We start from the raw sequence: 21,229 nt of genomic DNA on the forward strand, positions 1-21,229 counted from the left end.
TGCTGTAGCAGTCATTGCGAGGAGCGCAGCGACGCGGCAATCGGTCCGGATGGCCCGGGACCGGGAACCTTGTGGATGCTCGTCAGGCCCCCGCCGGGTCTTCCTGGCTGGATCGGTCGGCGGCTTCGGCGTGGCGAATGCGGCTCAGGGGGAACAGGCAGGTGAAGCGGCTGCCCTGGCCGACCTGGCTCTCGATCGCGAGGTGGCCGTCGTGGCGGGCAAGGACGTGCTTGACGATGGCAAGCCCCAGTCCGGTGCCGCCGCGGGACTGAGTGCGTCCGGCGTCGACCCGGTAGAAGCGTTCGGTCAGCCGACCGAGGTGATGGCTGGCAATGCCGGGGCCGGTGTCGTCGACGATCAGGCGCGCACCGTCAGGATCGGCTCGCCATTTCAGGGTGATTGTGGTCCCGCCGGGGGTGTACTTGACCGCATTGAACATCAGGTTCGCGCAGGCGGAACGCAGCTCGTCCGAATTCCCCCGAAATTCCAGCGTGGGGTCGGCGTCAAGGGCGATCCGATGGGCCTCCGTGCCCGACAGCAGCCGCGCCTCCTCGGTCAATTTCTGCAGCATCGGTAGCGGGTTGAACCAGTCCTGCGGGCCGGTGGTTTCGCCGGTTTCCAGGCGCGAGAGCAGTAGCAGGTCGTCCACCAGCAGCTTCATGCGTTCCGACTGTTCGCGCAGCATCTGCACCGAGCGGGTCAGTTCCGGCTGGCCCTCCAGTGCGTCTTCCAGTGTCTCGGTAACGCCGTAGAGCACGGTCAGCGGCGTGCGCAGCTCGTGCGAGACATTCGCGATGAAGTCGCGGCGCATCACCTCCAGCCGGTGCAGGTGAGTGGTGTCGCGCGCCAGGAGGAGGTACTGCGCATCGCCGTAGGGGAGCATGCGCATCTCCAGCTGGCGCTCGTCATCCAGCGGCGACGGCACGGTGACCCGCGCCAGCGACTCGCGGGCGCGTTCCATGAAGGTGAGGAATTCCGGGTGGCGCAGCAGGTGGGTGATGCGCTGGCCCTCGTCGCGCGGCCACTCGAGCCCGAGCAGCTGGCAAGCCATATCGTTGATCCACTCGATGCGCAGGTCGTCGTTGAGGACCACGACCGCGTCGGGCATCGCGCGGGCCGAGTCGCGGTAGCGTTCCAGGAGCTGGCGCAGCCGATGCACCCGATTCTCGTGGCGTTTGCGGCGGCGGTAGAGCTGATCGAAGATCACGCCCCAGAGCCCACGCACATCGGGGGGCTCGGCGCGCCCGCCACGGCGCAGCCAGGTCTCCAGCCACAGCAGGTTGGCGATATTCCAGGCCAGGGCCGCGCCCAGCAGGAAGGCCACCGTGGGCCAGAACTGGCCGGTGGCCCAGCCAAGCGCCAGGATCGGCAGCGCGATCAGCAGGCTGGTAATGAGGATGTCGGGCCAGGTCTTGCGGGGCTGCACGGGGACCGCCGAAGGTCAGGGGTGTTGCGAGAAACGGTACCCCGAACCGCGCACGGTCTGCACCAGGTGATCATGGCCGGTGTCGGCCAGCGCCTTGCGCAGGCGGCGGATGTGTACGTCGACCGTGCGCTCCTCGACGTACACGTTGGTGCCCCAGACCTTGTCCAGAAGCTGTTCGCGGCTGAACACGCGGTCCTGGTGGGTCATGAAGAAGTGCAGAAGGTTGTATTCCGTGGGGCCCATGCTGATGGGTTCGCCATTGCCGGTGATGCGGTGCGAGACCGGATCCAGGCGCAGGCCCTCGATCTCGACCGGTTCCTCGCTGGTAGTGGGCGAGGTGCGTCGCAGCACCGCCTTCATGCGCGCGACCAGCTCGCGCGGCGAGAACGGTTTGGTTACGTAGTCGTCGGCGCCGACATCCAGGCCGCGCACGCGGTCCTCTTCCTCGCCGCGCGCGGTCAGCATGATCAGCGGGATGTCCTTGGTGACCGGGCTGGCCTTCAGGGTGCGGGCCCAGTCGATGCCGCTGATGTCGGGCAGCATCCAGTCCAGCAGGATCAGGTCCGGCGGGTCTTCCAGCAGGAGGGATTTGGCGTTACGCACGTCGCCGGCCTCGCGCACCTCGTAGCCTGCCTTCTGGAACGGCAGCTGCAGCATTTCGCGGATTGCGACGTCATCCTCCACCAGCAGAATTCGAGTGGCCATGGCCCCGTCTCGTGATTGCCTGGTCGGCATTAGATAACAGCCATGTTACAGGCATGTGAACCTGCGGATATCGGGTGGTGCAGACACGAAGGGCCGTGGCCCGTGTGTCTGCGCACTGTGTGCCATGCTTCAGGTGCCGAGTACGAAGCGCTCGTCGCCGTGCAGGAAGATCATGCCGTCGTGGTGAGGGGAGCGGGCCAGCTGCTGGCGGATGGCCTGTTCATGGCCGGGCTTGAGGTGGGTGATGGCGATCCGCGGGCGATGCTCCAGCATGGCGAGATCCTCCCCCAGGTGCTGCGGGGTGTAGTGCTTGGCGAGGTCGGCCATGCCCTCCATCTCGTCCGGGAGGCCGGTCTCGATCATCAGCAGGTCGAGATTGGGCAGGGCGTTCAGGGCCGGCCAGAGCTGGTGCGAGGAGGTGGTGTCGCCGCTGAAGGCAAAGGCTGCGCCGTCGTCGTTGGTGACGCTGTAGCCAACCGCGGGAACGGTGTGGCGCGCCGGCAGCACGCAAATCTCGCGCTGATCCACCGCGATGCTCTGTCCTGGCTGCACGGTCTCCAGCCGGATCAGGGGCTGGTCGGGGCGGGGCAGGCGGGTGAAGTCCGGCCAGATCACCCAGTTGAACACGTGATCGCACAGGGCCTTCAGCGTGGCGGGCAGGCCGTGGACGTGAATGGGCGTGGCATCCGCGCTGTAGACCATGTCCGCCAGCATCGGGAGGAAGGCGATGTGATCCAGATGCGAGTGGGTCAGGAACACGTGGCGAATGCGGCGGAGTTCGTCCAGGCTCAGGTCCCCGACGCCGCTGCCGGCATCGATCAGGACATCGTCATCGATAAGGATCGACGTGGTGCGCCGGCCCGGGCCGATCCCGCCGCTGGCGCCCAGGATGCGAACGGTCAAGCTCATGCGGGGTAGTATATCCAGCCGGCGGCGGGCCGTCCCGCGGCTGGATTGGGGGAGTGCGAGCCGAGGCCGGACGCCCCTAGGGAAACACGGATCCATGTACACGCTCGCGCTCGAGTCGCTTTTGCGTGCGAACAAGGCGCGGTGACTGCGGTGCAGTCATTCTGCACAAGGGAGCCGCAACGCCGTGCGCGCGCCCGTTTTTGATCACAACGGGCGGCCGAGCCCCTTCGGGGTTGGCACCCCAGATTCCCCGATCCTGCGTTGCGGCCCGCATCCATCAAAAACGGGCCGGTAGAACCTCTACCGGCTGCGCACCGCGCCTTGTCTCGGAAAACCTGGGGTGCCGACGCGAGCGTGTACATGGATCCGTGTTTCCCTGGGTGCTGGAGGTGGCTGACGGACATGCCTCAATGCTAGACCCAGTCCAGCCCCGGCTTCCGTGACGTGTCGCTCGAAAAGGCGATTTCGCGGGCGATATGCGCAAACGAAAGTTGCACCGACGGGTCTTCCCGCCACCCGGTGGAGTTGCTAGAATGCGCGTCCTGTTTGGGGCGGTAGCTCAGCTGGGAGAGCGTCGCGTTCGCAATGCGAAGGTCGGGAGTTCGATCCTCCTCCGCTCCACCAAACACCTGAAAAAGGCCTGCCTCGTGCAGGCCTTTTTCTTTTTGGGCGGGTTATGGGCCCGCGTGGCGCCGGGGCAATGTTCGTCTGCGCGGTGCGGTCCGGCGGGCGAAGTGCTCGGGCGCGTGCTGGCGCACGAGTGCGGCGAGGGCATCGGCCGGCAGGGGGCGGCTGCACAGGTAGCCCTGCCAGGCATCGCAGCCCTGGGTGGCGAGAAAGCCGAGTTGCGCGGCGTTTTCCACCCCCTCGGCGAGAACATCCAGCCCGAGGTTGTGCGCCATGCCGATGATGGTGACGGCCAGCTCGGCGTCGCTGCGATCCTCGGGCAGGTCGCGCACAAAGGTCTGGTCGATCTTCAGGATGTCGATGGCGAATTCCTTCAGGTAGGCCAGCGACGAATAGCCCGTGCCGAAATCGTCGATGGCCAGTGCCACGCCCAGTTGCTTGAGCTGTTGCAGGGTGCCGCGGGTCGTCTCGGCCTGTTCCATCAGCGTGCTTTCGGTCAGCTCGAGGGTCAGGCGTCGGGCCGGGAGACCGGTTTCCTGCAGGACCTGTCGGACCTGGTGAAGCAGGCCCGGTGCGGCGACCTGGCGGGCCGACAGGTTGACCGAGATCTCCAGCGGCGGCAGTCCGGCCCGGTCCCAGTCAACGACCTGACGACACGCCACGCGCAGGACGAACGCGCCGACATCCACAATGAGCCCGGTCTCCTCGGCCAGTGGGATGAACACGTCCGGCGTGACCAGGCCGTGTTCCGGGTCGCGCCAGCGAACGAGGGCCTCGATGCCGGTGATCACGCCGGATGTCATCTGGATCTGGGGCTGGTAGTACACCTCCAGTTCGCCCTGTGCCAGCGCGCGGCGCAGGCGGTTCTCGATCTCCAGGCGCTGGCTGGCCGCATCGGTTAGGGCGGTGCGGTAGAAGCGGAAGGTATTGCGTCCCGCGTCCTTGGCCTCGTACATCGCGGCGTCGGCCTGGGTGATCAGTTCGCCGGCCTCGGTGGCGTCGTCGGGATACAGGGCGATGCCAATGCTTGCGCCCACCTGGAGGTCGCTCCAGCCCCCGACGGCGAAGGGTTCCGCGATCAGCGCCAGCAACTGGCGGGCGCGCGCCTCGAGTTCCCGGTGATCGGCCGCGTCTTCGATGATCACAACGAACTCGTCGCCGCCGATGCGCGCGATGGTGCGCGCTTCGAAACGCGTCTTCAGGCGCTCGCCGAGGATTTGCAGCAGGTCATCGCCGACCCGGTGACCCAGGCTGTCGTTGACGGTCTTGAAGCGGTCGAGATCGACGAACAGGATGGCCAGGCATCCGTTCGCCTCGCGGGCCTGCTGCATGGCATCGTGCAGGCACTCCTGCAGCAGCGTGCGGTTGGGCAGGCCGGTGAGCGGATCGTGTCCGGCCTGGTAGGCCAGTTCCGCCTCGTGCGTGCGCAGGCGCGCTTCGGCCGCCCGGCGCTGCTCGACCTCCAGCGACAGCCGGGTGGTGAGACGCCGGTAATAAAGTGCGGCGAGGCCGCTCAGCAGCAACAGGCCCGCCAGGAACCCCAGCAGGACCTCGGGTCGGGCCTCCCAGTAGGCGCGCAGGTCGACCACCACCGGACGGTCGTAGGGCGGACGGCCGAGTTCTTCCAGCAGGGTGTGAACCGAGGCATAGGACAACGGCGCCGACCAGCCGTGGTAGCCGCCGGCGCGCACCGCGGGATGGTCGGACGGCAGGCTCAGCAGGGCGATGCTCACCGCCTCCGCCAGCGGATCCGGCGTGTGTTCCAGGCGCGAGAAGGGCCATTCCGGATACAGACGGGTGGAGTGGGCGAACGGGAAGTCCGCGGTCTCCCGGGCCCCCAGCACGCGCAGTGTCCCCGGGGCGAGGGTGCCGGCCCGGAGCTGGCCCTCCAGTACGCCGGTGCGCACGATGCCGGCATCGGCGTCTCCGGCGAGCAGCCCCTCGATTACGCGGTGGTGTGGCATGCCGGTGAATCCAAGGGCGGCGAGATCGTCCTGTGGCTCCACGCCCGCGTTACGCAGCGCCTCGTGGCCCGCCAGCCAGCCGCCCAGGGAGTCCGCGTCCACGGCGAGCAGTCGCTGGCCTCTCAGGTCGTCAAGGGACTGAAGCTCCGCGCGGTCGTCACGCACCAGGATGGTCCCGCCGAACTGGCGGATAGGCTGGCCCTGTTCCTCGGCGATCAGGGTGGCCAGGCGGGTAATGCCCTGTTCGGCCTCCAGGCGTACGTAATGTCCGGTGTTGGTGAGCACGAAATCGATGTCGCGCGCGGCGACGGCCCGATTCAGCTCCGGGTAGTTCAGGGCCTGGACGCGGAACGTGGCCGCGTCGATCTGCGCGCTCAGGTAGTCGGCGGTGGGCTGCCACTGGGCGGCGGTCTGGCCGGCATCGCGGAAGGCCAGCACGCCAATGGTGTACACCTCGGCACCGTCATGATCTCCCGCCATCGCCGGCGCGGCGCCGTACAGCGTGGAGAGCAGGGCCAGCAGACGGAAGAGGGGGGACCGGAGGCGCATCGGCAAGAGCCTACTATGAGAAGGGACTTGCCGTACACGCTCCCGGCTGGAGGGCCGTCTTTGACCGGCCTGTGGATGAGGGGCGATCACGCGGCAAGCAAGGTCGCCGCCGCGTGACCGGAGGGGTCGACTACCAGCTCTTGTAGGGCAGGAACTTGCCGTTCCAGGTGATTTTGACGCGGTCGCCCTTGGGGTCCTCGACCTTGTCGATGTCCATGGTGAAGTCGATCGCGCTCATGATGCCGTCGCCGAACTTCTCGTGGATCAGGGCCTTCATGGTGTCGCCGTAGACGTTGATGGCCTCGTAGAAGCGGTAGAGCACCGGGTCGGTCGGGATGGTCTTGTCCCAGTCCTTGTGCGGGAAGACCTGCAGGGCCTGGGCGACCTCCGGGCCAAGCCCCAGGAAAGTGGCCAGTTTGTCGGCCTGGTCGCTCTCCAGGTGATTCATGCCGTAGCAGGCGGAGGTCACATAGACCTCGTGCAACCCGGTGGCCTCGGCGATCGCGGCCCAGGTGGTGCCGCGGTTCTCTTTCGCCTCGAGGATAGTGGTGGTCATGGCGCTCTTGCTGAGACTCATCGTGTGCTCCTTGAAAGGGATAGAGGGAAGGGTTCAGACCGCGCGGACCATGCGCGGGCCGGGTTCGGGATCGGCCTCGGGCCGGGCCGGGTTGACGATGCGCGGACGGTGGCGCGGATTTTCGCCGCGGGCGGCCGCCTCCTGAGCCTTCGCGGACATCGCCTTGGCGCCGTCAACCAGGAAGTCCACCAGGTGGTTGCGGATCGGGTAGTAGGCCTCCTCCTGATGCAGGGTGGCCCGTTTCCGCGGGCGCGGGATGTCGATCTTGACCGACTCGGCGACCTGGGCATGCGGACCGTTGGTCATCAGCAGCACGCGGTCGGCCAGCAGGATCGCCTCGTCCACGTCGTGGGTGATCATGAACACGGTCTGGTGGGTCTCCGACCAGATCTTCAGGAGTTCTTCCTGGATGACGCCGCGGGTCAGGGCGTCCAGGGCCCCGAACGGCTCGTCCATCAGCAGCAGTTTGGGTTCGATGGCAAAGGCGCGGGCAATCCCCACGCGCTGGCGCATGCCCCCGGAGAGCTGAGCGGGCTTGCGGTCCATCGCATGATCCAGGCCCACCATGTGCAGATACTTCTCCGCGTGTTCGCGGCGCTTGGCCTTGCTCCAGTGCGGCCAGCGGGCGCGCACCGCGAACATCACGTTGTCGCGGGCCGACAGCCAGGGCAGCAGGCTGTGGTTCTGGAAGATCACGCCCTGGTCGAGGCTCGGGCCCTTGATCTCCTTGTTGTCCATGATCACGTTGCCGTCGGTGGGGGTGGCCAGGCCGGCGAGCACGTTGAGGATGGTGGACTTGCCGCAGCCGGAGTGACCGATCAGGCAGACGAATTCGCCCTTTTCGATGTTCAGGTCGACCCCCTCGAACACCGTCATGAGGTCGTTCGAATCGGGTTGCGGGAAACGCTGGCTCAGGTTCTCGATTTCGAGGAATCCCTTGCTCATGGTTGTACTCCTGGTTGGGCTGCGCCGACTCAGTCGGCGTAGCGCACGAGTTTGGTGGCCTGGGCGAGGGAGGCATCCAGCAGGAAGCCGACAATGCCGATCATGATGATCGCGAAGATCACGCTGGCGAGATCGAGGTTGTTCCACTCGTTCCAGATGTAGTAGCCGATGCCGGTACCGCCCACGAGCATCTCGGCGGCGACGATGACCAGCCAGGCAATGCCGATGGAGATGCGCATGCCGGTCAGGATGGTCGGGGCCGCGGCGGGCAGGATCACGGTGAATGCCGTGCGCACTTTGGACAGCTCATGGGTCTTGGCCACGTTCAGCCAGTCATTGCGCACCGAGGCGACGCCGTAGGCCGTGTTCACCAGCATCGGCCAGATCGAACAGATGAAGATCACGAAGATCGCCGAGATGTTCGAATCGCGGATCACGAACAGGGCGAGCGGCATCCAGGCCAGCGGCGAGATTGGCTTGAGGATCTGGATGTAGGGATCGAACGCCTTGTTCAGCAGCGGCGACATGCCGATCACGAAGCCGAGCGGGATGGCGATCAGCGCGGCCAGCGCAAAGCCCAGCAGGACGCGGTAGATCGAGTAGGCCAGCTGGATGCCGATGCCCTTGTCGTTCGGACCCGCGTCGTAGAACGGGTTGCTCAGCTCGCTGAAGGCGTGGCTGAACACCTGCGTCGGGGCGGGGATGCCGCTGCCCGAACTCTGCTGAGCACCGCCACCGGTCAGACGTTCGTATTCGCTCAGCTCGCCCTGCTGAGGCGCGAGGACCTCCGGGGCGGTGGCGAGCTGCCACACACCCAGGAAGACCACGAGCATCACCAGCGACAGGACGGTCGCCCGGAAGTTGAGATTGCTCAACATGGCTTAGCTCCTGCGGATTTCGAAGCTGTCGAGATAGCCTTCCGGGTCGGTGTAGTCGAACACCTTGCCCATGATCTCGAAGTTCTTGTACGTGTCGCTGGGCGCCTCGTAGCCCAGCTCGGTCATCACCTCGGCACATTCGCTGGCCAGGAAGACGTCTTCGGCCAGGCGGTTGTAGTCGAAGTCTCGATCCACGTACCCCCAGCGCTTCATCTGCGTGAGGATCCAGGTTGCCATCGAGTGCCAGGGGAAGGGGTCGAAGTCGATCCGGTGCGGGTCGTTCTGCACGTTGCCCAGGCCGTCGGCGTAGCGACCGGTGAGCACCTGCTCCACCACCGACTGCGGCTGGTTGAGGTAGGCGCGCGGGGAGATGGCCTCGGCGATCTCGGCGCGGTTGTTGATGTCCGAGCTGTACTGCGTGGCCTCGATCAGCGAGCGGAACAGGGCCCCGAACGTGTTGGGATGCTCGTCGGCCCAGGCCGCGGAGCAGGCGAAGGCGCAGCACGGGTGTCCGTCCCAGATATCCTTGGTCAGCATGTGAATGAAGCCGATGCCGTCCCAGACCGCGCGCTGGTTGAAGGGGTCGGGGGCCAGGTAGCCGTCGACGTTCTCGGCGCGCAGGTTGGCCACCATCTCCGGCGGCGGGACGACGCGGATGCTGATATCGCGATCCGGGTCCAGCCCGTGTTCGGCGACCAGGTAGCGCAGCAGGAAGTTGTGCATGGAGTACTCGAAGGGCACGGCGAAGGTGAAGCCCTTCCAGTCCTTCGGGTCACGCTTGTCCTTGTGCTTGTTGTGCAGGGTGATGGCCTGGCCGTTGATGTTCTCGACCGCCGGCATGATGTAGTGCTCGCGCGAGGAGCCCGAGCCCAGCGTCATGGACAGCGGCATCGGCGAGAGCATGTGCGAGGCGTCGTATTCACCCGACAGCGACATGTCGCGGGCGACGGCCCAGCCGGCGGTCTTGATCACGTCCACGTCGAGGCCGTGGCGCTCGTAGAAGCCCATCGGGTGGGCCATGATGATCGGGGTGGCGCAGGTGATCGGCACGAAGCCGACGCGCAGTTTGGTCTTCTCCAGCGGCCCGCCGTCCTTGATCGCGGCCTTCACCTTCTCCAGCGGCAGGATGGAACCCAGGGCCGCGGCCACGGTGCCGCCGCCCAGCATCTGCAGGAAGCGGCGACGGTTGATCTCGTTGTGGCCGAACATGCCGCGGACGATGGCGCTTTCCACGGCGCGGTCGATCATGCCCTCGTCGCTCAGGTCCTCGCCGGTCTGGTGGGCGTCGGCCTGCACGGGGTCATGGGTGGCGCGCTGCTCCAGTTTTTCTTCCAGGTCCGGGGACGCGGTGTCGAAGCAACTGCAGCTCCCGGGGCCGGTATGGCCGTGGCGGCAGCTGGAGCCATGGCGCAGGTCGGCATTGGCGTCAAAGGGATCGTGAAGACTCTTGGTCGGCATGGTCGGCTCTCCTCGTGGCTCGAATCGATGCGGGCATCGTTGCCGCGCATGTCGAGAGTCTTTGCAGGTGCCATGCCAACGGGTGGAAACGGTTGCACCGGGGCCCCCACAGTGCCACGGCCGGCCGACACTTTGACGTCATTTCGGGCAATGCGGACGAATCGTCCATTGGCGCCGGGGGCGGCGCTAAGTCGTTTCGATGCCGAGCTTTTTCAGGCGGTAGCGCAGCTGGCGCGGGGTCAGCCCGAGTTCCAGGGCGGCGCGGGTCTTGTTCCCGCGCGCCCGCTCGATCGCCCGCGCCAGGCGCTCTGCCTCGGAGGCGTGCACACGCTGGTAGGGGCGCACCGCGCTGGTGCAGTCTGCGCCGTAAGGGGGCGCCGGCGCGGGCTCGGCGTGCGAGCCCAGGGGTTCACGCTCGAACGGACTGATGCGGGACTCTTCGTGGAGGATCTCGTCAATCAGCGGTGTGCCGATGCGGCCGTCGGTGGACAGCAGCACGGCCCGCTCGAGTACGTTCTCCAGTTGCCGGATATTGCCCGGCCAGTCGAAGGCCTCCAGGCGCTCCAGGACGCCGTCATCCACGACCACGTTCCAGCCGTGCAGGTGGGTGTAGCGGTCGAGGAAATGACGGGTGAGCAGACGGATGTCGCTGGCGCGGTCGCGCAGCGCCGGCATGTGCAGCGGGATCACGTTCAGGCGGTAGAACAGGTCGAGCCGGAACTCCCCGGCATTCACCGCGGCCTGCAGGTTCTGGTGGGTCGCGGCGATGATGCGCACGTCCACCGGGATATCGCGCGAACCGCCGATCGGCTGGACCACGCGCTCCTGCAGCACGCGCAGGATCTTCGATTGCAATGCCTCCGGCATGTCGCCGATCTCGTCCAGGAACAGCGTGCCGCCGTCGGCCAGGGCGATCTTGCCGGTCTTGGCGCTGGAGGCACCGGTGAAGGCGCCCTTTTCGTGGCCGAACAGTTCGGATTCCAGCAGATCGGCCGGGATCGCGGCGCAGTTGATGGAGATGAACGGTTTGGCGCTGCGCTGGCTGATCCGGTGGATCATGCGCGCGATCTTCTCCTTCCCGGTGCCGGAGGCCCCGGTGACGAGGACGGTGGCCTGGGTGTCCGCGATGCGGTGGACCTGCTTCAGGACATGGCGCAGGGCCGGGCTCTCGCCGAGGATGCCGTACTGCCCGCCCTGGGTGTCCAGCGCGCTCTTCAGGTAGCGATTCTCGGACACCAGTTCGGCGGTGCGTTCGGCGATGAGCTGGTGAATGCGCAGGACCTGACCGATCATGCTGGCGACCACGCGCAGCAGGTTCAGGTCGTCCTGGAACTGGCGCGAACGGCGGCGCAGGCGATGCACTCCGAGGACGCCGATGGCGTGTTCGTCCTGCACGATGGGGACGGCGATATAGGCGACGGTCTCCTGCGGCAGGGTGGAGCGGTCGATGGCGCGCGCGAGATATTCGGGCTCGTTGTCGATATCCTGGATCAGGGCGATCTGGCCGGTCTTCATCACGCGCCCGGTCACGCCCTCGCCGAGGCTGTAGCTGCCGCGGTCGCGTTCGGCGTCGGTCAGGCCGTAAGCGTGGCGGATGCGCAGCTGTCCGCTGTTCGGGTCCGGCAGCAGGACACGGCCGCGGTTGAGGCCCAGCAGCTGCGACATCATCCCGAGGATGCGGTAGATCGCGGCGTCCGGGTCGCCGGAGCGGCCCATGAGTTTGGCGACCTCCAGCAGCAGGGTGATCTCCTGCTCCCGCGTGGCGAGGTCGGGCGGGGTCGAATCGGATGCGTGTTGCGAGGCCATGGGTGGGGATATGCAGAAACCCTGCCAGTGCGCCCAAGGCGGTTTGTACAGGTCTGGCGCAGCAGCGGCGCGGTCCGTTTTGGTGCTGGTGCCTCGTGATGGGGCGGGGCGGCGCACCGTTGGCTTGCACGCGCCTTGCCGGGTGAGGGAAAGAGGCCCGGCCGGGGTGGCCGGGCCCATGGGGTCCCGCTTGTGGGGATTATCCCTCGGCGTGGTAGCTGCTGCGCTTGATCAGGCGCACGCAGATGGCGTCCAGCATGTAGCCGATGATGCCGATCACCAGCACGAAGGCGGCCAGTTTGTCGTACTCCAGGGTGTCGCGGGCATCGTTGATCGCGTAGCCCAGCCCCGAGGTGACGCCGAGGTATTCCGCCGGGACCAGCACGATCCAGGCGACCCCCACGGCCAGGCGGATCCCGGCAAACACATCCTGCGCGATCGCGGGCATCACGATGTAGCGCAGGGTGTGGTACGGGTTGGCCCCCAGGTTGTTGCCCACCTTCAGCCACATCGGGTCGATGCGCTGTACCCCGTGCGCGGTGGCATAGGTGATGGGCCAGACGGCGGCAATGGCGATCAGGAAGATGATGGCCGCGTCCCAGGTGGCGAAGGCCAGCACCGCGATCGGCATCCAGGCCAGCGGCGAGATCATGCGCAGGAACTGGAACGGCACATGGGTGACCTGCTTCAGGGTCAGGAAGTAGCCGATCATTACCCCCAGCGGGACGCCAATGGCGATCGCATAGGCCAGACCCCAGCCCACGCGGTACAGGCTGGACTCGATCGGCTTCCAGACGTTGCCGGAGACGACAAGGTCCCAGAACGCCGCCAGCGTCGGCCCGGGGGCGAAGCTGGCAAAGGCCATCGTGTCCTCGTTGTTGGCGATGGCCCAGCCGCCCCAGTACCACAGGGCGAACAGGCCGGCGATCCCCAGTGCCGGGTATTGCAGTGCCCGGCGGGCGCGGTCGGCGAACCGCAGAAGCGGCATCAGCCGCTCCACGGTTGTGGGGTCGACGGAGAGCGTGGCTTCGCGGTTCATAGGACCACCACCTCCTCGCGGGCGAACGGCGAATCCATGTCCACACCCGGGGCACCCTGCCACGCGGTGTGGGTCTCCATCGCCTTGCGCACGAAGTCGTAGTTCACCAGATCATCCTTCACGAAGTCCGGGTCCAGGCCTTCAAGGAAGGTGGTGTCGCCACCGACCAGGGTCTCGTTCATCGCGCCCACCAGCATTTTCGTCGCGGACGGGTAGGGCCAGGGCGAGAAGTCGATGCGGCCGTTCTCCCATTCGGGGTGACGGATCGCGCCGCTGTCGGCGTAGGTGCTGTCGTCGTGGTAGTTCGTCATCGCGCGTTCCACCACGTTGGCGGGCATAGGCAGGTAGCCCTTGCCGTCACGCGAGAGCATTGTGGCGATGCTCTTCTTGTCCTCCTGGATGGTGCCCTGGGCGCGGACCACGGCGTTCATCACCTTCTGCGTCCACTCCGGCTCGCGGTCGGTCAGGCGCTCGTTCATGCAGACCACGCAGCAGGGATGGTTCTTCCAGATATCGCCGGTAAAGCGCAGCACGTTGCCGCGGGCCAGCAGCTCGCCGGCCGCGTTGAACGGCTCGGCGACGATGTAGGCATCGATGGAGCGCGCGGCGAGGGCCGGCGGCATGTCCGGCGGCGGCATGATCATCAGATTGACCTCGTGCGCCTCCAGCGCCGAGCCCTGGTCGCGGATCACCGGCGTCAGGCCGGCGTCGCGCAAGGCCATCTGCATGACCACGTTGTGCATCGAATACCAGTAGGGGACGGCCACGCTCTTGCCGCCCAGGTCGGAGAACGACTGCACGTCGACGTGGCGCCCGGTGACCACGGCAGAGCCGTTGGTGTGGGCCCAGGACATGATCTTGACCGGAAAGTCGTTCTGGTAGCGCATCCACAGCGGGATCGGCTTGAGCAGATGCACCAGGTTGAAACGGTTGGCGGCGAAGGACTCGATCAGCGGCGACCAGCCGCGGATCAGGGTCGGGTCGGCGACCTCCAGGCCTTCGTCCTCGAAATAGCCCTCGGAGTGGGCGACCAGCAGCGCGGCGGCATCGGTGATCGGGATGTAACCGATACGCACGACGCCGTCGAAGTCACTGACGACGCCCTCGGGTTCCTCCAGGCTGCCCGGTTCGGCACCGAACAGCGAGCCGGGCAGGGCCAGCCCGGTGCCGGCCAGGCCGCCGACGGCGGCGGTGCGCAGGAAGTTGCGACGGGAAAAGCTGCGGTCCAGCAGGCTGTCCAGCTCGCGGTCGATGTCATGGTGATTGTCGCAGTTGCACATGGTGGTGGTTCCTCGGTCAGGGTCGGGCAGTGGCGGCGGTGGATCAGGCAGCGCGTACGCGTGCCCGGGATTCGGATGTGGTCGGTTCGGTCGCCTGGCTTTCGTCTTCCGTGTCAGGCGAAGCGGTCTCGGACTCGGCGGCTTCCGGAGCGGTGCTGGGGCTTCGAGTGGCTCCGAAGTAGCCCATCAGTTCGGCCTTGCGGTCGACGAAGGCCTGGCTGTTGCGGTCGCGGGGGTGGTCGATTTCGATGCTCAGCTCGGCGGTGATCGTGCCGGGGTTGGAGCCCATGACCAGCACGCGGTCGGCCATGGCCACGGCCTCCTCGATGTCGTGGGTGACGAACACCACGGAGATGCCGCGCTCGCGGGCCAGGCGGGTGACCTCGTCCTGCAGGGCGACCCGGGTGAAGGCATCCAGAGCCGAGAACGGTTCATCGAGCAGCAGCAACTCGGGGTCGGTGGCCAGGCTGCGCGCCAGGGCGACACGCTGTTGCTGGCCGCCGGAGAGCGACTGCACGTTGACCTCGGCCTTGTCGGTCAGGCCGACGGTCTCCAGCAGTTGGTCGATGCGCTCGCGCATGTCGCGCTTGCGGCCCTGGAAGATCAGGCCCAGCGAGGCGTTCTTGCGCACGGTCATCCAGGGGTAGAGCGAGGGCTTCTGAAACATCATGTTCCAGCGCGGACTCGGCTTGATCACCTGGTGGCCGTTGATGCGCACGCAGCCATCGCTGGGCATCAGCAACCCCGCGAGCATGTGCAGCAGGGTGGACTTGCCGCAGCCACTCTGGCCGATCAGGGCCACGGTCTCGCCGGGGGCGACGTTGACCTGGATGTCCTTCAGCGTGGGGGCTTCCTGCCCGGGATAGTGATGGGTGATGTAGTCGATGGAGATGGCGGCGCCCATGGCGTTTCCCTCTTGATCCTTCGTTCATGAGCCGCCGGGCGGATCGCTTCGGCGGCGCGTTCAGAAGGTTCCTTACAAGGGACGTGCCAAACCCGTCCTGATCCCCGGGATTTTCATCGTTGGCGGGTTCGAAACGGCGTGCTGACGCGAAATACCGGGAGGCAGGGTGGGTGCGCCGGCAAGCCGGGGCGATCCGGCGCGGGGCATGCGCAATGGACAATCCGGACAAAGCGGCCGATTCCGGGTGGACAAAGGGGACGAAATGGTCGTCGGGTGACGGGGCGATTCCGGAGCGACGTCCCGAAAACGGCCTTGTGGTGCGGTGTGCGCGATGTTGGCACGGCTTCTGCACCGGGATGGGCGACCCGGTCGAACGCCGGGGAACCACGAATCCCAACTGCGAGGAGTATCACCATGTCCGTAGCCGAAGCCACCACCTCCCTGACCGTCAACGGCCTGGAGCCGATCGACCAGGACGGCCTGAACGGCCTGGCCGCCAAGGGCAAGGCCAACCCCGAAAGCATCGTGACCCTGAAGGCCACCACGGTCTGCGAGGGCAAGTTCCGCAACCTGACCTACGTGCGCGATCTGGATGCCCACGTAATCGACGAGCCGCCGCACCTGCTCGGTGACGACACCGCGCCGAATCCCTCCGAGGCTGTTCTCGCCAGCCTGGGCGCCTGCCTGTCGGTGGGCATGCACGCCAACGCGATCGACCGCGGCATCACGCTGACCAAGCTCGAACTCACTCTGGAAGGGGATATCAACGTGACCGCCGTATGGGGCGTGGGCGACACCGACGTCAACAAGCACCTCGGTTTCTCCGACATCCGCGTGAAGGCGCACCTGGAAGGCGATGCCAGCGAGGAGCAGCTCAAGGACCTGGTGGCGCATGCCGACTTCTGGTCGCCGGTCGCCAACACCATGCGCAACCCGGTCAACGTCAGCGTCGAGCTGGCCTGAACCGGTTACTGGATCTTTACGGGAGTAAAACCCAATGCTCGAAACCCGCACTCAAGACGTGACGGGGGTGTCGCCGGCCGCAGGGCCGGCGGATGCCGACGCCGCGCTGCAGGCGCTGGTGGAACGCGACCTCGCGCCACTGACCGCCCGTATCGACCGCGAAGGCCTGTACCCCGAGGATTTTCTGCGCGAGGCTGGCCGCCTCGGCGCCTTCAACCGCCATCTTGCCAGCCAGAACGCCAGTGGCACCACCGACATTGCCAGCGCGATCCGCGCCACCGAGGTGATCTCGGCCGAATGCATGACCACCGGGTTCGTGGCCTGGTGCCAGAACGCCTGCGCCTGGTACGTGGAGAACAGCAGCTCGGACACACTCAAGCGCGAGGCGCTGCCGAAGCTGGCCAATGCCGAGGCGCTGGGCGCCACCGCGCTGTCCAACCCGATGAAATGGTTCGCCAACATCGAGGACCTGAAACTCTCCGCCGAACGCGTGGACGGGGGCTATGTGGTCTCCGGGTCGCTGCCCTGGGTGTCCAACCTGGGCGAGGATCACTACTTCGGCGCGATCTTCCGGACCACCGACGCGAACCCGCGCCCGGTGATGGCGCTGATCAACTGCGCCGACCCCGGCTTCAGCCTGACGGCCTGCCCCGAGTTCACGGCCCTGGAGGGGTCGCGCACCTTCGGTTGCCACTTCGACCGCGTATTCGTGCCCGATGCCCACGTGCTGGCCGACTCGCTCCCCGAGTACATCCGCCGGATCCGTCCGGGCTTCGTGCTGCTGCAGATGGGCATGGGGCTGGGGCTCATCGACGGCTGCCTGCGCACGATGCGCGAGGCCAACGAGACCCTGGGGCACGTAAACGGCTATCTCGACGACCAGGTCGGCGAACTGGAAGAGGCCCTGGAGGACGGGCGCGCGGCCTGTTATGCGCTGGCCGAGACGCCGTTCGACGAATCCGAGCGGTTCTTCGCGGACGTGCTGCAGATGCGCCTGACCGGGTCCGAGCTGTCCCTGCGCGCGTCGCAGTCGGCCCTGCTGCACTGCGGGGCGCGCGGATACAAGGCGGATGCGGCGGCCCAGCGCAAGCTGCGCGAGTCGTACTTTGTGGCCATCGTGACACCGGCCATCAAGCACCTGCGCAAGGAGCTTGCGCGCATCCACGCGCACTGAAACCACCACCCACGGTCGGGGCCCCCGGGCCCCGGGCCGAATCAAGGAATCGCCATGCTGGAAATCACTACCCGAATGGATCCCGAGGCGGCCGTCGACACCCTGAAGGCGGCGATCGATGCCCAGGGCCTGAAGCTGGTCTCGCATATCAATGGTCAGGCCAATGCCGCGAAGATCGGGGTCGAGGTGCCGACGGATCAGATCCTCGAGGTCTTTCACCCGAGCTACGCGGTGCGTGTCTGGGAGGCCTGCAAGCCTGCGGGCATCGACATCCCGTTGCGTATCCATGTGTCCGGTGATGGCGACATCCTGCGTATCAGCACGCGTTCCGCGCGGGAGGTGTTCGCGCCGTGGGCCAACCCCGACCTGGAGGCCATCGGATCCGAACTGGACCCGAAACTGCAGGCCATTCTCGACGCCGTGGAGGCCGCGTGATGAGTATCGAAACCGACGCATTCAAGCGCTATATCTGCAAGGTCTGCGGCTATATCTACGACGAGGCCAAGGGCGATCCGGATTCCGGCCTGGCGCCGGGGACCCGCTTCGAGGATATCCCCGACGACTGGTACTGCCCCGACTGCAACGTGACCAAGGCCGACTTCACCGCGCTGGAACCGCGCGCCGAAACGGCGGACGCGGGCGCCGCCGCGATGGCCTGGAGTGCCGGGAGCGGTATGGCCGACCCGGATGCGGTGGTGATCGTCGGTGGCGGTATGGCCGGCTGGGCCCTGGCCGAGGCCCTGCGCGAGCGGGATCCGCGGCGGACCATCCGCCTGCTGACGGCCGATTCGGGCGATTACTACACCAAGCCGCGGATCTCCAACGCCTTCGCGCGTGGCACCGCGATCGAGGACCTGGTCGAAGAGACCGGATCGGCGCGGGCGGCGCGGCTCGGGATCGACCTGATGCCCTTCGTGCGGGTGCTGGATATTCACCGTGCGCAGCAGCGCCTTATCACAGCGCGCGGGGGTGTGCCGTACGGCCAGCTGGTGCTGGCCACTGGCGCCCGGCCGCGCAGGATGGCGTTCCCCGGCGGCGCCGAGCCCCCCCTGGCCGTGAACACGCTGGAGGACTATCGGGCCCTGCGCGGGGCGCTGGTGGCCGGTGGCGGCGCGCCTGCCCATACCCGGGTGGCCATCATCGGGGCAGGTCTGGTGGGCTGCGAACTGGCGGACGACCTGGCGGCCGGTGGCCACCCCGTGCACCTCGTCGAATGTGCGTCGCAGCCGCTGGCCGGGCTGTTGCCCCGGTCGCTGGGGGATGACCTGCAGCAGGCACTCGCGAATCATGGCGTGCAGTGGCACACCGAGGCCACCGTCGAGCGCATCGAACCGGTAACGGACGCAACACGGCGCCTCCTGCTGGATGACGGAGCGACACTGGAGGCCGAGGTGGTGATCACCGCGCTGGGCCTGGAGCCCCAGCGCGACCTGGCGGAGCGCGTGGGCCTGTCCTGCGACCGCGGGATCGAGGTGGATGCGCTGTTGCGCACGACCGATCCGGCGATCTTCGCCCTGGGCGATGGCTGCGAGTTCGAGGGGCGGCTGCGCCCGTACGTGGAGACCCTGCGTGGCCAGGCGGCGGCGCTGGCCCGGACCCTGTCGGGCGAGGCGACGGTCTACCGACCGGATGCCGGGGTCGTGCAGGTGAAGACGGGGAGCCTGCCGTTGAATGTCTGCCCGCCGCCGGTGGATACCGGGGAATGGGTGGAGATCAGCGCCGATGGAGACGGGCGCCACCTGGAGTTTCACGCCGACGGACGGCTCGCGGGCTTTGCCCTGTCGGGGCGCCACGCAAGGCGGGCCCGCGAACTGGAGACGCACCTGGGCAAGCCGGTGGTCGATCCCCGGGCCCGCCTGGCGTCCTGAGCGCTACCGGGCCGGCGGGGCCGGCCCGGAGCGGGTTCATATGACCCCGTCGAGCCGGAGGTAGCCGATCAGGAACAGGATGGCCAGCACCCCGGCCAGCACGTAGAGCCAGTTGGACAGCGTGGGGTTGTTGGGGCGGCTGAAGAAGGCCGCCCACAGCGCCAGCAGGATGAGGACGAAAAAGAAGAACAGGAAGCGCATGCGTCAGGCTCCTTCCGGGACGGCGTAGGGGAGATCGACCACCTCGGCCGTTGCACCATCCGGGGCACCCCAGCGCAGCTCGCCTTCCGCGGTGGCCACCTGCACGACCGCAAGGGCGGAATAGAGCCCGTCCGGGTGGAGTTCGGCCGCGACGATCTCGCCATCCGACTGCTCCGGCTTGCCGTCCGCGCGAAAGACCGGTGAGCCGGGTTGCGGCGGGGTCTGGGTATGGATGGCCAGGCGGAACATGCGCCGCTTGAGCTTGCCCAGGTAGTGCATGCGCGCCACCACCTCCTGCCCCGGGTAGCAGCCTTTCTCGAAACTGATCGCGCCGAGGGCGTGCAGGTTCAGCATCTGCGGGACGAACATCTCGGTGGTTTCCTCCACCACCGTGGGGACGCCGGCAAGGATGTCCAGCAGTGCCCAGTCACGCGGGCCCACCGGGGCCGCGTGGACGTTCAGGCTGTCCCAGGCGCGGCGCATGGCGTCAATCTCGCCGAACAGTTCGAAACGCGGGTGCAGTCCGGGTACCCGGACGACGGTAACGCCATTCTTCTCGACCACCTCTTCCGGCGCGCCGGGACACACGCCCAGAGCATTGGTCAGCTCCTTCTCGGCATCCGGTCCGGAAAAGCCGAAGTGGATGCGGGAGTCCCCGGCGTGCTCGATGATCACGTTCGCGCGCAGCACGAACATCTGCAGGCGCTTGGCGACCGGCTCGATCCGGTCCGCCGGCATCTCGAGCAGGTAGCCGTCCGTCGTGCGCAGCACGCGGAACACGGCATAGGCCCGCCCCTTGGGGCTGGAGTAGCTGGAGAGCTGGCTGTGCTGGGCGTCCACCGCATGGATGTCATTGCCGAACTGCCCCTGCAGGAAGTCGGTGGCGTCATCGCCGCGCACCTCCAGGAGACCGCGGTGGGAGAGGTCGCAGATCACCTCGCCGTTGACGGCCATACGGCGCTCGCGCTCCGGGTTGCCGTAGTGCAGGAGGTCGTCCTCCTCGAACTCGGCGCCGGCGTCGATCAAGTGGTGTTTCCAGTCTTCGCGCATCGGGATTCTCCTGTGGCAGTGCTCGTCGCCGCGCGCCGCCGGACCGATTCGCCATCGGTGGCCGGGACGCCCGGAAAGGCAGCGCTGCACTGGATTGAGGTGGTAAGCTGAACCAAGCGGCTCGATAGTAGACGAACCTTTCACAGGGTGTCAGCCCTGGATTCTTTATCTTTGTTCAAGGGGGTGGCATGACTCGGCAGGGACGTCCCGTCTTTCTGGATTTGCGCAAGATCCGACTGCCGCTGAATGCCGTGGTCTCCATTCTGCACCGGATTACCGGTGTCTTCCTGATTCTGTCGATTCCCGTGCTGCTTTGGCTGCTGGATCGCTCCCTGGCCAGCCCCGCGGGCTTCGCACAGGTGATCGCGATCATCCACCATCCGCTCGGCCTGGCGGCGCTGGCGCTGGGTCTGTGGTGGCTGCTGCATCACCTGTTCGCCGGCATTCGCTACCTGCTGATGGAATTCGGCATCGGCGAGGATCGCGAGGGCTCGCTGCGCACGGCGCGTGATGCCCTGTACGCCGGTCTTCTGGCCACCGCGCTGGTGTGGCTGGGGTTGGTGCTGTGAAGCTGTTGAGCGGACAGCGCGCCTGGCTGCTGCAACGCATCACGGCGGTCTATGTGGGCGTGTACGTGATCCTCGCCCTGGGTTTCTTCGTGCTCGCTGCGCCGGCGGACCATGCGGCGTGGCTGGCGGTGATGGGGCACCCGGTGGTGGGGCTGCTGACAGCGGTGTTCGTGTTGCTGCTCTGGCTGCATGCGTGGATCGGCCTGCGCGACGTGGTGATGGACTACGTGCACGCCCCCGGCTCGCGGCTCGTGGTGTTCGTGCTCGGTGGTGGCGGGTTGCTCCTGACGGGCCTGTGGGCGTTTTTCATTCTGATTCGAGCGGGGCTTGAATGAAG

At 66.9% G+C, this 21,229-nt stretch carries 20 protein-coding genes and 1 tRNA gene; 7 read left to right on the top strand and 14 right to left on the bottom strand.

Features of this window, described 5'->3' with window-relative positions; translation table 11 throughout:
• Positions 1 to 82 precede the first annotated feature (82 nt).
• From phoR to D107_RS0107625, 3 genes are all read right to left on the bottom strand, one after another.
• Entirely contained in the window at positions 83 to 1,426 is a 1,344-nt protein-coding gene (gene phoR / locus D107_RS0107615; protein WP_018881176.1) for a phosphate regulon sensor histidine kinase PhoR, read from the bottom strand.
• A gap of 15 nt (positions 1,427 to 1,441) precedes the next feature.
• Positions 1,442 to 2,131 carry a phosphate regulon transcriptional regulator PhoB gene (phoB, locus tag D107_RS0107620; protein ID WP_018876843.1) on the bottom strand — a complete coding sequence of 230 codons (690 nt, stop codon included), beginning with the start codon at positions 2,129 to 2,131 and terminating at the stop codon, positions 1,442 to 1,444.
• A 129-nt stretch (positions 2,132 to 2,260) separates the two neighbouring features.
• Complete coding sequence (locus D107_RS0107625; RefSeq protein ID WP_018876842.1) at positions 2,261 to 3,040, bottom strand: 3',5'-cyclic-nucleotide phosphodiesterase; 780 nt, start codon at positions 3,038 to 3,040, stop codon at positions 2,261 to 2,263.
• Positions 3,041 to 3,588: 548 nt separating this feature from the next.
• Between D107_RS0107625 and D107_RS0107630 the strand changes: the two genes are divergently transcribed.
• Positions 3,589 to 3,664 (top strand) — tRNA-Ala (locus tag D107_RS0107630).
• A gap of 50 nt (positions 3,665 to 3,714) precedes the next feature.
• On the opposite strand, the gene D107_RS0107635 is transcribed toward D107_RS0107630, so the two are convergent.
• From D107_RS0107635 to D107_RS0107675, 9 genes are all read right to left on the bottom strand, one after another.
• Positions 3,715 to 6,180: a bifunctional diguanylate cyclase/phosphodiesterase gene (locus D107_RS0107635; protein WP_026280773.1), complete on the bottom strand. Its 2,466-nt coding sequence runs from the start codon at positions 6,178 to 6,180 to the stop codon at positions 3,715 to 3,717.
• A gap of 130 nt (positions 6,181 to 6,310) precedes the next feature.
• On the bottom strand, positions 6,311 to 6,757 hold the full coding sequence (gene cynS, locus D107_RS0107640; RefSeq protein WP_018867291.1) for a cyanase: 447 nt from the start codon (positions 6,755 to 6,757) through the stop codon (positions 6,311 to 6,313).
• Positions 6,758 to 6,790: 33 nt separating this feature from the next.
• Positions 6,791 to 7,702, bottom strand: coding sequence for an ABC transporter ATP-binding protein (locus D107_RS0107645; RefSeq protein ID WP_018881178.1), 912 nt, complete (start codon positions 7,700 to 7,702; stop codon positions 6,791 to 6,793).
• 29 nt (positions 7,703 to 7,731) lie between these two features.
• Positions 7,732 to 8,580, bottom strand: a complete 849-nt coding sequence (gene ntrB, locus D107_RS0107650) for a nitrate ABC transporter permease (RefSeq protein WP_018881179.1) — start codon at positions 8,578 to 8,580, stop codon at positions 7,732 to 7,734.
• 3 nt (positions 8,581 to 8,583) lie between these two features.
• Positions 8,584 to 10,038, bottom strand: a complete 1,455-nt coding sequence (locus D107_RS0107655; protein ID WP_018876841.1) for an ABC transporter substrate-binding protein — start codon at positions 10,036 to 10,038, stop codon at positions 8,584 to 8,586.
• Between the two features lie 186 nt (positions 10,039 to 10,224).
• A complete protein-coding gene (locus tag D107_RS0107660; RefSeq protein WP_018881180.1) occupies positions 10,225 to 11,844 on the bottom strand; it encodes a sigma-54-dependent Fis family transcriptional regulator in 1,620 nt (539 codons plus the stop codon).
• A gap of 199 nt (positions 11,845 to 12,043) precedes the next feature.
• Complete coding sequence (locus tag D107_RS0107665; RefSeq protein ID WP_018867296.1) at positions 12,044 to 12,883, bottom strand: ABC transporter permease; 840 nt, start codon at positions 12,881 to 12,883, stop codon at positions 12,044 to 12,046.
• Positions 12,880 to 14,163, bottom strand: a complete 1,284-nt coding sequence (locus D107_RS0107670) for an ABC transporter substrate-binding protein (RefSeq protein WP_018878961.1) — start codon at positions 14,161 to 14,163, stop codon at positions 12,880 to 12,882. The genes D107_RS0107665 and D107_RS0107670 overlap by 4 nt, the downstream gene beginning before the upstream one ends.
• Positions 14,164 to 14,206: 43 nt before the next feature.
• Positions 14,207 to 15,067: an ABC transporter ATP-binding protein gene (locus D107_RS0107675; protein WP_018881181.1), complete on the bottom strand. Its 861-nt coding sequence runs from the start codon at positions 15,065 to 15,067 to the stop codon at positions 14,207 to 14,209.
• 414 nt (positions 15,068 to 15,481) lie between these two features.
• Here D107_RS0107675 and D107_RS0107680 point away from each other — a divergent pair, with 414 nt between their 5' ends.
• From D107_RS0107680 to D107_RS0107695, 4 genes are read left to right on the top strand one after another with little or no spacing between them, the layout of a single operon-like run.
• Positions 15,482 to 16,030 carry an OsmC family protein gene (locus tag D107_RS0107680; RefSeq protein ID WP_018867299.1) on the top strand — a complete coding sequence of 183 codons (549 nt, stop codon included), beginning with the start codon at positions 15,482 to 15,484 and terminating at the stop codon, positions 16,028 to 16,030.
• Between the two features lie 34 nt (positions 16,031 to 16,064).
• Positions 16,065 to 17,204: an acyl-CoA dehydrogenase family protein gene (locus tag D107_RS0107685; RefSeq protein ID WP_018877843.1), complete on the top strand. Its 1,140-nt coding sequence runs from the start codon at positions 16,065 to 16,067 to the stop codon at positions 17,202 to 17,204.
• Positions 17,205 to 17,258: 54 nt separating this feature from the next.
• On the top strand, positions 17,259 to 17,639 hold the full coding sequence (locus tag D107_RS0107690) for a DUF302 domain-containing protein (RefSeq protein ID WP_018876837.1): 381 nt from the start codon (positions 17,259 to 17,261) through the stop codon (positions 17,637 to 17,639).
• A complete protein-coding gene (locus D107_RS0107695; protein ID WP_018881182.1) occupies positions 17,639 to 19,072 on the top strand; it encodes an FAD-dependent oxidoreductase in 1,434 nt (477 codons plus the stop codon). The genes D107_RS0107690 and D107_RS0107695 overlap by 1 nt, the downstream gene beginning before the upstream one ends.
• A 36-nt stretch (positions 19,073 to 19,108) precedes the next feature.
• On the opposite strand, the gene D107_RS14110 is transcribed toward D107_RS0107695, so the two are convergent.
• Both D107_RS14110 and D107_RS0107705 read right to left on the bottom strand, forming a co-directional pair.
• Positions 19,109 to 19,273 (bottom strand): hypothetical protein, encoded by a 165-nt coding sequence (locus tag D107_RS14110; RefSeq protein WP_018877841.1) that lies wholly within the window; start codon positions 19,271 to 19,273, stop codon positions 19,109 to 19,111.
• Positions 19,274 to 19,276: 3 nt separating this feature from the next.
• Positions 19,277 to 20,323 (bottom strand): folate-binding protein YgfZ, encoded by a 1,047-nt coding sequence (locus tag D107_RS0107705; protein WP_018881183.1) that lies wholly within the window; start codon positions 20,321 to 20,323, stop codon positions 19,277 to 19,279.
• 188 nt (positions 20,324 to 20,511) lie between these two features.
• On the opposite strand from D107_RS0107705, the gene sdhC reads away from it, so the two are divergent.
• Together sdhC and sdhD are read left to right on the top strand one after the other, a co-directional pair.
• Entirely contained in the window at positions 20,512 to 20,892 is a 381-nt protein-coding gene (gene sdhC / locus D107_RS0107710) for a succinate dehydrogenase, cytochrome b556 subunit (RefSeq protein WP_018867304.1), read from the top strand.
• Entirely contained in the window at positions 20,889 to 21,227 is a 339-nt protein-coding gene (gene sdhD, locus D107_RS0107715; RefSeq protein WP_018881184.1) for a succinate dehydrogenase, hydrophobic membrane anchor protein, read from the top strand. Before sdhC ends, sdhD begins: the two co-directional genes overlap by 4 nt.
• Positions 21,228 to 21,229 lie beyond the last annotated feature (2 nt).

This window comes from Thioalkalivibrio sp. ALE30 (assembly GCF_000377465.1).
Classification (GTDB): Bacteria; Pseudomonadota; Gammaproteobacteria; order Ectothiorhodospirales; family Ectothiorhodospiraceae; genus Thioalkalivibrio.